General features: G+C 66.0%; 11 protein-coding genes. All 11 read right to left on the bottom strand.

Annotated elements, in window-relative coordinates; genetic code table 11:
• Window positions 1–120: 120 nt before the first annotated feature.
• Complete coding sequence (locus BMY53_RS05470) at window positions 121–1,776, bottom strand: zinc-ribbon and DUF3426 domain-containing protein (protein ID WP_092944444.1); 1,656 nt, start codon at window positions 1,774–1,776, stop codon at window positions 121–123.
• Between the two features lie 105 nt (window positions 1,777–1,881).
• On the bottom strand, window positions 1,882–2,799 hold the full coding sequence (gene prmA / locus BMY53_RS05465; RefSeq protein ID WP_255370045.1) for a 50S ribosomal protein L11 methyltransferase: 918 nt from the start codon (window positions 2,797–2,799) through the stop codon (window positions 1,882–1,884).
• A 96-nt stretch (window positions 2,800–2,895) separates the two neighbouring features.
• Window positions 2,896–4,245, bottom strand: coding sequence for an acetyl-CoA carboxylase biotin carboxylase subunit (gene accC, locus BMY53_RS05460; protein WP_092944442.1), 1,350 nt, complete (start codon window positions 4,243–4,245; stop codon window positions 2,896–2,898).
• A 9-nt stretch (window positions 4,246–4,254) separates the two neighbouring features.
• Window positions 4,255–4,722, bottom strand: coding sequence for an acetyl-CoA carboxylase biotin carboxyl carrier protein (gene accB, locus BMY53_RS05455; protein WP_092944440.1), 468 nt, complete (start codon window positions 4,720–4,722; stop codon window positions 4,255–4,257).
• 62 nt (window positions 4,723–4,784) lie between these two features.
• Window positions 4,785–5,222 carry a type II 3-dehydroquinate dehydratase gene (gene aroQ, locus BMY53_RS05450; RefSeq protein WP_092944438.1) on the bottom strand — a complete coding sequence of 146 codons (438 nt, stop codon included), beginning with the start codon at window positions 5,220–5,222 and terminating at the stop codon, window positions 4,785–4,787.
• 167 nt (window positions 5,223–5,389) lie between these two features.
• Window positions 5,390–5,956 (bottom strand): TlpA family protein disulfide reductase, encoded by a 567-nt coding sequence (locus tag BMY53_RS05445; protein WP_092944436.1) that lies wholly within the window; start codon window positions 5,954–5,956, stop codon window positions 5,390–5,392.
• The gene (locus tag BMY53_RS05440) at window positions 5,956–6,549 is read right to left on the bottom strand and encodes a hypothetical protein (RefSeq protein ID WP_092944434.1); all 594 of its coding nucleotides are present in this window, start codon (window positions 6,547–6,549) and stop codon (window positions 5,956–5,958) included. The genes BMY53_RS05445 and BMY53_RS05440 overlap by 1 nt, the downstream gene beginning before the upstream one ends.
• Entirely contained in the window at window positions 6,546–7,292 is a 747-nt protein-coding gene (locus BMY53_RS05435) for a transglycosylase domain-containing protein (protein WP_092944432.1), read from the bottom strand. Before BMY53_RS05435 ends, BMY53_RS05440 begins: the two co-directional genes overlap by 4 nt.
• A complete protein-coding gene (gene aroE / locus BMY53_RS05430) occupies window positions 7,289–8,218 on the bottom strand; it encodes a shikimate dehydrogenase (protein ID WP_092944430.1) in 930 nt (309 codons plus the stop codon). Before aroE ends, BMY53_RS05435 begins: the two co-directional genes overlap by 4 nt.
• Before the next feature lie 84 nt (window positions 8,219–8,302).
• Complete coding sequence (locus BMY53_RS05425; protein WP_092944428.1) at window positions 8,303–9,160, bottom strand: cell envelope integrity TolA family protein; 858 nt, start codon at window positions 9,158–9,160, stop codon at window positions 8,303–8,305.
• A 9-nt stretch (window positions 9,161–9,169) separates the two neighbouring features.
• Entirely contained in the window at window positions 9,170–11,212 is a 2,043-nt protein-coding gene (locus BMY53_RS05420; protein ID WP_092944426.1) for a ribonuclease catalytic domain-containing protein, read from the bottom strand.
• Window positions 11,213–11,336: the final 124 nt, after the last annotated feature.

Here is an 11,336-nt window from a genome sequence, read left to right as displayed (position 1 = left end):
CCCTCTTCGCTAAACAGAGCCCCGCCTGAACGACGCTGCGCTTGTTCTGGCGCTTTTGTGCGGAAAGGTGCTGTGTGGCTGTGTGGCTGACGCCCTGGGGTGGGGCGGCGGTGACCCTCTTCAGGGGTAGAAGAGCTCGACGGTGTAGCCGCTGATCTTGGTGGTGCCGCTGTCGAAAACAACCTGCAGTTGCTGGTCGGCGCCCGAGGCCATGGCGGCCTGGCTGGCGTGCAACTCTTCCGGTGACAGCATGCGGCGCACCACCAATTGGCCAGCCGCGTCAGTCAGGCTGAGATCCACCCAGGGCTGCGCCACCTCCCAGTTGCTGCGGTTGCGCAGGCTGAGCGTGAGCCGGTAGTGATTGCCTTCTCCCGCCGGGTTGAGGCTGCTGCTCTCCACACTCAAAGCCTCAATGTGCCGCCACGGCTTGAGCTCCTGACCCATCGCCGTGGTCACCTGCGCCAGCATGGGCTTGGCAAACGGGTACTGCGCCGCAATGGCCTCGCGGGCATGCCATACCCCCTGGCCCCCCAGCCCCGCCAGAAGCATCAGCGCCACCGCCCCCAGCGCTGCTCGCACCCACGGGCGATGCCACCGCTGCGCAGACTCAGCCTTGCGTACAAAGCTCGGCACGGTAGGCGCGGCAGCCGCAGCCTGCTGGCCCTTGATGCGCGCCTCAGCCTTGGCCGCTTTCTCAGCCGCCTTCTGGGTTTCCTTGGCCAGCTTCTCCGCTTCCTTGGCCGCCCGCTCGGCTTCTTTTTCGGCTTCCCTCGCAGCCTTCTCAGCCGCCTTTTCATCCAGCTTGGCCTGCTTGGCAGCTTCCGCCGCCCGCTTGGCCTGGGCTTTCTCGGCCGCCTTGCGCTCAGCCTTGCTCAGCGGCGCGCCCTCATCCGAGGACGGCATCATCGAGGGCTCACCCTCGTCAGTGGTGCGCCTCACCGGAATGTGAGGGTCCAGCGCAGGCTCCTGCGACTTGAGCTGCGCCGCCGTGGCCGGGCTCAGCGCCAGCAGGACGTCAGGACGCTCGTCATCCGGCACCGGCGGCGGCAGCTCGTCCTCTTCAAAACGCATGCCCCTGGGTTCGGGCAGATGCGAGGGCGAATCCGGCGGGGTCGGGGGAGCGAGGAAAGGCTCCAGACGTTCCTCGTCATACGAGGATTCGGAATAGGTGGACGAATGCGGTCGCGACGGCGGCGGCGCCGGACGATGACGCGGCCGGCTGTATTGGCGAGGCGAGGGCTGAAGTTCCTCCTCGTGCAGGTCTTCCTCCTGCAGATGCCGCGGCGGCGCAAACGGGTTCAGCTCGTTGTCGTCGTTGGCCAGCCAGTCGCTGTCGCGCGCCTCCACCGGCGGTGGTGCAAAACGTCGCGGGATGTCGTCAAAGGCCGCCGCCATGGACTGAGTCGGGAAGCTGGGCGGCGCCTCGACCGGCTCGCGAGGCACAGGCGGCGGCTCAGCGGCATACATCGGCGCAGGCGGCGCCACCGGCTGGCGTGCAGCCGCCGCCGCCAGGGTCTGCGCCTGGTGCGGCGGCGCGGCCGGCGGTGTCGGTACGGGGGCCTGCTTCAGCGGTGCCGGCCGCGAAGGCGGTGGCTCGGCCGCCGCTTGAGGGGGCCAGGGCGGCGGGCTGTCCTGCTCCAGATCGAAGAGCTGCTCGCGAGCGTCGAACACCTCGGCGCAACGGCCGCATCGCACCCAACCTTCAGAGACGCGCAGCTGGTCCTGCACCACCCGGAAGATGGTGCCGCAGGTGGTGCAGCGAGTCGCAAGATTCATGGCCGCGATGATGCCAGAAACAGGGTCAGTCCTTGACGCTCGTCCCCCTGACAGCAGGCCCTGGCAAGGCCCTGGAGACGATTTGATGCAATTCGGCGGCGGCCGTTATGGAGCGCGGCGCGCCGTCATCAGAATCCAGCCGTCTTCCTGATCGGTGACCTCCAGCGCCACGTGGGGCGCATAGGCCGCCTTCAGCTCATCCGCCTGGCGTTCCAAAATGCCGGCCAGCACCAGATGCGCGCCAGGCGCCAGGTGCTGGCACAACAACGGCGCCAGCAGCTTCAGCGGCGTGGCCAGAATGTTGGCCAGCACCACCGGATACTGCCCCTTGGCCGCGTCAGGCAGGGCCGCGTTCAGCGTGACCTTGTTCTCCTGCGCGTTCTGCAGGGTGGCTTGCACCGCCGCGGGGTCGATGTCCACCGCGTCGATGCCCTTGGCGCCGAACAGCCCGGTGGCAATGGCCAGAATGCCGGAGCCGCAACCGTAGTCCAGCACCCGATCCCAGCCAGCCGCTTCACCGCCGTGACCGGCGATCCAGCGCAGGCACATGCGGGTGGTCGGATGCGAGCCCGTGCCGAAGGCCAGGCCCGGGTCCAGGCGCATCACCTGGCGCGCCTGGGCCGGCGCCTCATGCCAGGACGGCACGATCCAGAAGCTGTCAGTGATCTCCACCGGGGCGAATTGCGACTGGGTCAACCGCACCCAGTCCTGCTCTTCCACCGCCTGGATGGTTTGCACGTGGACGTCTGCCGCCCATTCCTGGGCCAGCACCAGCGTGGCCGCCTCGGTAGCCAGGGCCTCAGTCTCGAACAGGGCCTTCACCACCGAGCGGTCCCAGCCCGCCTTCGGTGCCGGCATGCCGGGCTCCCCAAAAAGGGCGTTCTCGATGGGGGTGTCCGCATCCGCATCCTCCACGGAAACGGCCAGGGCTTCCAGCTCCATCAGCCCGTCGCTGACGGTTTCCACGTCGTCTTCGCGACAGATCAGGATCAGTTCGTGCAACTTGGCGTCGCTCGTGCTCATGGGGGCTCCAGAAAGCAATGAAGCCCTCAAGGCAGGCGCACAGGCCGATGCACTTGAGGGCAGGGACGCCCGAAGGCGTCATTCAACAGTGAAGATTCAGCGCTTGTGCTGGCTCATCCAGCTCTCAAGATAGTGAATGTCCGTGCCGCCTTCGATGAACTTGGCGTCCGCCATCAGCTCGCGGTGCAGCGGGATGTTGGTCTGGATGCCTTCCACCACGGTCTCCGACAGCGCAATGCGCATGCGGGCCAGGGCCTGTTCGCGGGTGTCGCCGTGCACGATGATCTTGCCGATCATGGAGTCGTAGTTGGGCGGCACGAAGTAGTTGGTGTAGGCATGGGAGTCCACACGCACGCCAGGACCACCGGGCGGGTGCCACATCGTGATGCGGCCGGGCGACGGAATGAACTTGACCGGATCTTCCGCGTTGATGCGGCACTCGATCGAGTGGCCACGCATCGTGATGTTGCGCTGCGTGAAGGGGAGCTTCTCGCCGGCAGCAATGCGGATCTGCATCTGCACGATGTCGATGCCGGTCACCAGTTCGGTGACCGGATGCTCCACCTGCACGCGGGTGTTCATCTCGATGAAGTAGAACTCGCCGTTCTCATACAGGAACTCGAACGTACCCGCACCACGGTAGCCCATCTTCTTGCAGGCAGCCGCGCAGCGGTCACCCACACGTTCGATGAGGCGACGGGGAATGCCGGGTGCCGGCGCTTCCTCGATGATCTTCTGGTGGCGGCGCTGCATGGAGCAGTCGCGCTCGCCCAGCCACACGGCGTTCTTGAAGCCATCGGCCAGCACCTGGATTTCCACGTGGCGCGGATGCTCCAGGAACTTCTCCATGTAGACCTGCGGATTGCCGAAGGCAGCACCGGCTTCGGCCTTGGTCATCTGCACCGCGTTGACCAGGGCGGCCTCGGTGTGCACCACGCGCATGCCGCGGCCACCGCCGCCGCCAGCGGCCTTGATGATGACCGGATAGCCGACCGTGCGGGCAATGCGCACGATCTCCTTGGGATCGTCGGGCAACGCGCCTTCAGAGCCGGGCACGCAAGGCACGCCGGCCTTGATCATGGCCTGCTTGGCGGAGACCTTGTCGCCCATGGTCCGGATGTTTTCCGGGGTCGGGCCGATGAAGGTGAAACCGCTGCGCTCCACACGTTCGGCAAAGTCGGCGTTTTCGCTGAGGAAGCCGTAGCCGGGGTGAATGGCCTCGGCGTCGGTAACCTCGGCCGTGGCGATGATGGCCGGCATGCTGAGGTAGCTCTGCGCAGACGCGGCCGGGCCGATACACACGGCCTCGTCGGCCAGCTTCACGTACTTCGCGTCGCGGTCGGCCTCGGAGTAGACGACCACGGCCTTCACGCCCAGCTCGCGGCAGGCGCGCTGGATGCGAAGGGCGATCTCACCCCGGTTGGCGATCAGGATCTTCTTGAACATGCCGCAGCCTTATTCGATGACGATCAGCGCCTGGCCGAATTCCACCGGTTGGCCGTTTTCGGCCAGCACCTTGACGATCGTGCCCGACTTGTCGGCTTCGATCTCGTTCATGATCTTCATGGCTTCGATGATGCAGATGGCATCACCTTCCTTGACCTGCTGGCCCACTTCCACGAAGGGCTTGGCGTTCGGGCCGGAAGCGCGGTAGAAAGTGCCCACCATGGGCGACTTGACGATATGACCCGTCTCCGCAGCCGGTGCCGGTGCGGCAGCGGGCGCTGCGGCCGGCGCCGGGCCGGCCGCAGGCTGGGCCGCCACCATCGGCTGGGCCTGCTGCATCATGGGCATGGCAGCCACCAGGGGCGTGCCATCGGACTTGACGATGCGCACCTTGCCATCGGCTTCGGTGATTTCAAGTTCAGAGATGTTCGACTCGGACACGAGGTCGATCAGGGTCTTGAGCTTGCGCAAATCCATAGGGTTTCTCCAACGGGGAAGGTTTGTATTTTGTCTGTGCCCGGCGCGGGCCTCGATGAAGCCTAGGCGCCGCGATGACTCAACGCATACTGCAGCGCCAACTGATAGCCCATGGGGCCCAGGCCGCAGATCACGCCCACCGCAAGTTCCGACACATAACTGTGATGCCGGAAGGACTCCCTGCGATGGATATTGGACAGGTGAACTTCAACAAAAGGCAGCGCCACCGCCGCCAGCGCGTCGCGAATGGCCACGCTGGTGTGGGTGTAAGCCGCCGGATTGATGATGACGAAGCGCGTTCCGTCGCGCCCGGCCGCCTGGATGCGGTCCACCAGAGCTCCTTCATGGTTGCTCTGGAAGGTTTCTAGCTGAATACCGGCTTCCTGCGCCTTTTGACGGAGATCTTCGTCGATCTGCGCCAAAGTGTGAGCGCCATAGACCCCGGGTTCTCGCGTTCCGAGAAGGTTGAGGTTGGGGCCGTGAACAACAAGAATCTGCATCTGCGACCGGTCCTGACTCATTAGAGCGAAGACACTAGAAGCGTAAAAGGGTGGACTTTACGCCTTTTGTCCCCAGATCCAGGCAGCTTCACAAAAATAAATGGCTTGACCCACCCTGGCCGCTTGGCTATGGCACCCCGTGTGCCGCCAGGACCCGCCCTCGAGAATCAAGTTGGGACGCCAGCAGCCATCTGGCGGAGTTCTTCCAGGTGGGTGGCTCCCAATTTGCGCCAGATCGGTTCACCTTGCGCGCTGAACGCGACGGTAAACGGCAGGCCGCCTTTGGTGTTTCCAAGTTGGCGAGAAAGGTCGGTTCCGGTCAGTCCTGCCAGTGCCACCGGAAAGCGCAAGGGGAGCTTGGCCAGGAAGCCGCGTACCGGCGTGGGTGCGTCTACGGCCAAGCCCAGCACTTGCCAGCCTTTGGCCGAGAACTCGTCGTGAAACTGATTGATCTCCGGCAATTCCTTGACGCAAGGCGCGCACCAGGTGGCCCAGAAATTCAGTAGCAGCGGCTTGCCGCGCAACTGGGCGGGCAGGTAGGGCTGCTGGTCGAGCGTGTCGAAGCTGGCATTCCAGAATGCTGCGGCGGTGTCTGACAGGGGGGCGCTGGAGGGCGCGGCGGCAGGCGATGCGCCACCGTCGGACTGCCGCTCATGTCGCAGGGCGAGCATCGCACCCCCTGCCACGGCCACCCCGCCCACGGCGGCCCAACCCAGGAGATGACGACGCTGCATCAGTCTTCTTCCTTCATCCGTTGCCGAAGGGCGGCCAGGTCGCCGCGTTCGGTCCGTCCACGCGCGTCCGGCTTGAGGGCGCCGCGCTGGTCGTTGTAGTCAAGAATGGTGAGTGCCAGGGTCACACGCTCATTCAGCGCGCGGCAAGGCACATCCAGAATCAGTTGGTCCACCGCATCGCCCCGGCTGTTGCGCGCCTGGCCCACGTCGTACTCCACGCCCTGGTTGAGCAACGCGATTTCTGCCGACTTGCTGTCGTCGCAATACAGCTGCAGATGGATATTGGAGAGCCGGGTGGCCGTTCCCCGCCAGACGGCGCCGGCCAGGTGGGGCCGGAATTCCGCCAGCCGCTCCATCCAGATGGCGGCCACCTCGCGCAGCGCTGCCAGTTCGGCGGGCTGGGTATCGGCGCAGAAGATGGCCAGGTACTCGCGCACCTGATCTTCCAGCTCGTCGTTGTCGGGCAGCGGGGTACGGGGCGGCAGGCCCAGGGTGCGCACGGCCCGGGTCTTGGCCGGGCCGTAGTCCATGCCTTCTTCCACCACCAGCCGGGCCGCTGTCGCGGCAATCTCGGTACTCAGTTCCGAATTCATGGCAACTCCACAGCACCCATACGAGCCTCAATAGTGCCTGCACGGCTGAGCAAGTAGGGTGAGCGGGGTCGTTTTTCGAAGCGTTTCGGTGCGGGTAGCATCACCGCCAGGTTGGCCGCCTGCTGCGGGCCCAGCCGTGCGGCGTCCACCTGGAAGTAACGGCGGGCGGCGGCCTGGGCGCCAAAGACACCCTCGCCCCATTCCACATGGTTCAGATAAAGCTCCAGGATGCGCTGCTTGCTGAGCATCGCTTCCAACATATAGGTCAGCACAAATTCCTGGCCTTTGCGGACCAGGGTGCGTTCGGAGCTCAGGAACAAGTTCTTGGCCAGTTGCTGGGTGATGGTGGAGCCGCCCACGATCTTGGCAATGGGCGGCGGCTTGGTCGGCGCCACCACCGCCATCCGCGCGGCACGCTTGTCCACCTTGGCCTGTTCCTTCTGGTTGCGCTCCCAAGCCTTTTCCATGGCTTCCCAGTCCACGCCGCCGTGCTCGTTGAAGCCGGCGTCCTCGCTGGCGATCACCGCCCGCTTGAGGTTGATGCTGATCTGGTCACCATCCACCCAGCGCTGCGCCCACACCACGGCGCCCTTTTCGCGCAGCAGGCGCAGCACTTCCGTGCGCTGGAAGCTGGTGGATTCGGGGGGCAGTACCGCCATCAGGGCAATGCGTACCGCAAAGAAGATCTGGAGGCAGGCGATGCTGACGATCAACATCAGCACCAGGCGAATCAGATGTTTCACGAGGCGGCCTCCATCGGGGGGACTGGCGCGGCGCGGTCCGTCCCGTCGTTTCCGTTTTTCCCATCGACCTGACGGCGCAGGTCCGCCAGCACTTCAGCGCTGTCCGGGCGCACGCCCCGCCAGAGCACAAACGACTCCACCGCCTGTTCCACCAGCATGCCCAGTCCGTCGCGCAGGCACGCCTGCGCGCCGCCTTGCTCGCGAGCCCAGGCCAGGAAGCCGGCGGCCGGGGCGCCGTACATCATGTCCACGGCCACACCGCCAGAAGCCAGCACGGGCCGCGCCGGATCGGGCAGGGGCACGCCGGCACCACTGAGCGAACTGCTGGTGCCGTTGATCACGACGTCATACCGCACGTCCGTCTCGTCCAACCCGCCTGCGCTGAGCGTCACGCCGTGTTGGTCGGCCCAGGCCTGATGGCTGAGTACCAGGGCGCGCGCCTTGTCGGGGCTGCGGTTGATGATGCGGATCTCTGACGGACGCGTGGCCGTCAGACTGCCAAGCACGCCCGCCGAGGCACCGCCGGCACCGATCAGCAGCACCCGCAAATTGCGCAGAGGGCGGTCGGCATTGCGTTCAATGTCGGCCACCAGCCCGGCGCCGTCGGTGTTGTCTCCCGTCCAGCCGTTGGTGTCGAAGCGCAGCACGTTGACGGCGCCCGCCAACCGCGCGCGGGGCGTCAGGGTCTGCGCCAGGCGGGCCGCTTCGAACTTGAAGGGCACGGTGACATTGCAGCCTTGGCCGCCTTCGGCCACGAACTGACGGACGGTCGCTTCAAAACCGTCCAGCGGGCAGAGCAGCCGTTCATAGGTCAGGGCCTGGGCGGTCTGGCGGGCGAAGGCGGCGTGGATCTCCGGCGAACGGCTATGGGCGACCGGGTTGCCGGCCACGGCGTAGCGAGCCGGGGCACCGGAGGGGGCCAACATGGATGGTGCCGAAGCGGCAGGGGCAGATGAAGTGGTCATGACAGACGCTGAATGCCGGGAATGCACGCGAGGGCCTGGTCGGGCTCAGGGTGGGTTGCCACTCATCGTGGCCTCCAGCCCTTCGTCCCGCGTGAAGCGGAAGCGGGAGGTGATGACCAGCACTTCGGCGCCCTTGCGCATGGCGGGTGTGAAGCCACCGAACGGCGCGCTGGCCTGCACGATGGCAATGGCCCGGCGGTCCAGCACGCGGTTACCAGAACTCTGCACGATGTCGGTTTCCACCACGCGGCCCTTGAAGTCCACGTGGATGTTCATGGTCAGTTCCCCATAGAGCTTGCGCCCCTGGTAGGTGGGGAAGTCGCGCGTGCCACGCGCCTCGATGCGCCGACGCAGCGCGTCGTAATACATCGCGTAGACCACCTCCCGGGTGGCGGGGCTCAGATAGCGCTTCTTCGGGCGCGAGTTCTCCTCGTTCACCCGCTTCTCGATCTCGGCCAGCAACTGCACCAGTTGCCGGCGGCGTTCTTCCTGCTGCTGCGCCAGCTGGGTGCCCTTGTCCCGTTGCGGGTCGGGCGTGGGCAGCAGCGCCAGCTCGCGGCGGATCTGCGTCAGCAACTGTTCCTGGGTCTGCTGCAGCTGCTGGATCTGGCTGTGCTGCACCTCGATGCTGTCGCCCGTCTCCACCTTGGGCGAGGGCGGCAGTGGCGAGGTGGCGCGCACCTTGGCATCGGTGTCTCCGCCGCCAGCCAGGTTGGCCTGGGCCAGTGCCTGGGCCTGCGTCGGTGCCTCATGGCCACGGGCATTGACGAGCACCACTTCCAGCGGCGTGTCGGTGAACACGCGGTCGAACTGCTCGGGCGCCACGATCCGGAACACACCCAGGCACAGGTGCAACCCGACCGAGGCAATCAGTGCGTAATGCAGAGAACTGAGCTTGGGCATGTGATGAGATCAGGGAGCGCCCGGGGGCGCCGGTTCGGAGGCCGCGGCCGGCGCGTCCTCGGCGTTCACGTCGATGGCCAGGGTCAGCACGCCGCTGGGTTCCTCGTCCTCTTCCGCGTCGCTGGCGTCGTCCGCTGGCGCCGGCGCGTCCAGGCGCTCCACCAGGTTGGCGTGCACGTCCAGGGTCAGTTCATCCAGCCCGGTGATGCGCACCTTCACATGGGTGTGACGCGGCAGGTTCTCGCAGCCCAGCGCACGGAACACCAGCGGCAGGTCGTCGGCGCGGACCAGGCCCTCCTTCATCACCGTGGCGGTCAGCTCGGTGATGCCCTGCTGCTGCAGGTAGCGCAGCGTCCAGTAGCGTTCGATGCCGGACTGGAAGCCGTTGTAGGCGCTGTAGGCGGCGTCGAAGCCGGAGATGATGGAGAAGAGCTGAGCGTCCTTGGGCTTGAACGGCGCCACCAGCGCGGCGGTGCGGCCATGGCGGGCGCAGGCAATGATCTGCCACTGGTTCACCAGGTCCACATAGCGGCGCAGCGGCGAGGTGGCCCAGGTGTATTGCGAGACGCCCATGCCGGCATGCGGCGCCGGCTTGGTGCCCATGCGCACCTTGATGCCGGGGGCCAGGCTGGCCTGGCTGCGGTAGATGCCGGGCACTCCGCATTCAGCCAGGAATCCACCCCAGCTGCTGTTGGCGAGGATCATGGCTTCGGCCACGATCAGGTCCAGCGCCGCGCCGCGCTGGCGAACGCCGATGCTGACCTGTTCCAGGCCGTTGGGCTCGTGCTCGCCGTTGTTGTCCAGGCGGAAGTTGTAGTCCGGCCGGTTGAAGGTCTCGGGCTTGCCGCGCACCACTTCGCGCTTGACCTTGAGGTCCTTGGCGAGGCGGTAGGCAAAGGCCAGTTCCGGGGCGAAGTCGTAGTCGGCCGGTTCCGCGCCGGTGAGCGTGGCATCGGTGATGACCTTGTCCAGCTTGTCATGGCGCAGGTTGGCCACGATGGGCACCCGATCCAGACGCGTCTCGCGCGCGGTGATCTCCAGCGTGGCCTCGTCCATCGTGAGGTAGATGCTGACGGCCGGGCAGTCCCGGCCTTCGATCAAGGTGTAGGACTGCACCACCTCGTCCGGCAGCATGGTCAGCTTCCAGCCCGGCATGTAGACGGTGCTGAAGCGTTCACGCGCCACCTTGTCCACCGGCGAATCCGGCTGGATGGCCAGGGCGGGGGCGGCGATGTGCACACCAAAGATCACCGTGCCGGTGCCCAGGCCCTGCACGGACAGCGCATCGTCGATTTCGGTGGTGGCCGAATCGTCGATGGAGAAGGCCCGCACCGGGGACAGCGGCAGCTCATCCTTGATGAGCGGCGCCGACAGGGCCGGGAAATTCGTGCCCTTGGGGAAGTGTTCGAAGAGGAAGCGCTTCCAGTGGAACTGATAAGGGCTGGTGATGGCGCCAGCGTCCTTGAGCAGGTCCAGCGGTGCCTTGTGGCTGCGACGGGCGGCTTCCACCAAGGCCTTGTATTCCGGGCCGTTCTTGTCGGGGCGGAAGAGGATGCGATAGATCTGCTCCGCGATCGGGGCCGGGCAGCGGCCTTCGGCCAGTTCCACGGTCCATTCCTCGATCTGGGCGGCGATCTGCTTCTTGCGCTCGATGCCCAGCAGCGCGGCCTTGACGATGTCCGCCGGCGCCTTCTTGAACTGGCCCTTGCCCATGCGCCGGAAGTAATGCGGCGCCTCGAACAGGCGGAACAGGGCACCGGCCTGCTGGCCGAGGGTGGCTTTTTCGTCAAAGTAGTCCCGGGCGAGGTCGGCAAAACCGAACTCCGCATCCGGGGCGAACTCCCAGGCCAGGTCCAGGTCGATCTCCTGGGCGAGGCGCTGGCCGTCCGCGATCAGTTCGGCCGGTGAGGGCTTGTCGAACTTGAGCAGCACATTGGCGGATTTGACTTTGACGCGTTTGCCCGAATCCAGCTCGATCTGCATCGAGGACTCGGCTTCGGACAGGATGCGGCCGGCGAGAAATTTTCCGGCTTCTTCGAAGAGGGCAAACATAGCGGCGGCATTGTCGCTGATCCCCGGGGATCCCCGGATGGGGGCACGGTGGCCACGGTGTCAATTCGTTCCGGTCGTGGCGACCGGCCCACGGCGCCATGTTGGGGGTGCGGTGGATGCGTTT

It is taken from the genome of Roseateles sp. YR242 (assembly GCF_900109745.1).
GTDB lineage: Bacteria > Pseudomonadota > Gammaproteobacteria > Burkholderiales > Burkholderiaceae_C > Roseateles.
The sequence above is the reverse complement of the archived record's forward strand: the minus strand, read 5'-3'. Positions and strand labels throughout refer to the sequence as shown.

Excerpts from the sequence above, each read along its gene's own strand:
- BMY53_RS05470 (WP_092944444.1), bottom strand. The coding sequence starts at position 1,776 with ATGAATCTTGCGACTCGCTGCACCACCTGCGGCACCATCTTCCGGGTG.
- prmA (WP_255370045.1), bottom strand. The coding sequence starts at position 2,799 with ATGAGCACGAGCGACGCCAAGTTGCACGAACTGATCCTGATCTGTCGC.
- accC (WP_092944442.1), bottom strand. The coding sequence starts at position 4,245 with ATGTTCAAGAAGATCCTGATCGCCAACCGGGGTGAGATCGCCCTTCGC.
- accB (WP_092944440.1), bottom strand. The coding sequence starts at position 4,722 with ATGGATTTGCGCAAGCTCAAGACCCTGATCGACCTCGTGTCCGAGTCG.
- aroQ (WP_092944438.1), bottom strand. The coding sequence starts at position 5,222 with ATGCAGATTCTTGTTGTTCACGGCCCCAACCTCAACCTTCTCGGAACG.
- BMY53_RS05445 (WP_092944436.1), bottom strand. The coding sequence starts at position 5,956 with ATGCAGCGTCGTCATCTCCTGGGTTGGGCCGCCGTGGGCGGGGTGGCC.
- BMY53_RS05440 (WP_092944434.1), bottom strand. The coding sequence starts at position 6,549 with ATGAATTCGGAACTGAGTACCGAGATTGCCGCGACAGCGGCCCGGCTG.
- aroE (WP_092944430.1), bottom strand. The coding sequence starts at position 8,218 with ATGTTGGCCCCCTCCGGTGCCCCGGCTCGCTACGCCGTGGCCGGCAAC.
- BMY53_RS05425 (WP_092944428.1), bottom strand. The coding sequence starts at position 9,160 with ATGCCCAAGCTCAGTTCTCTGCATTACGCACTGATTGCCTCGGTCGGG.
- BMY53_RS05420 (WP_092944426.1), bottom strand. The coding sequence starts at position 11,212 with ATGTTTGCCCTCTTCGAAGAAGCCGGAAAATTTCTCGCCGGCCGCATC.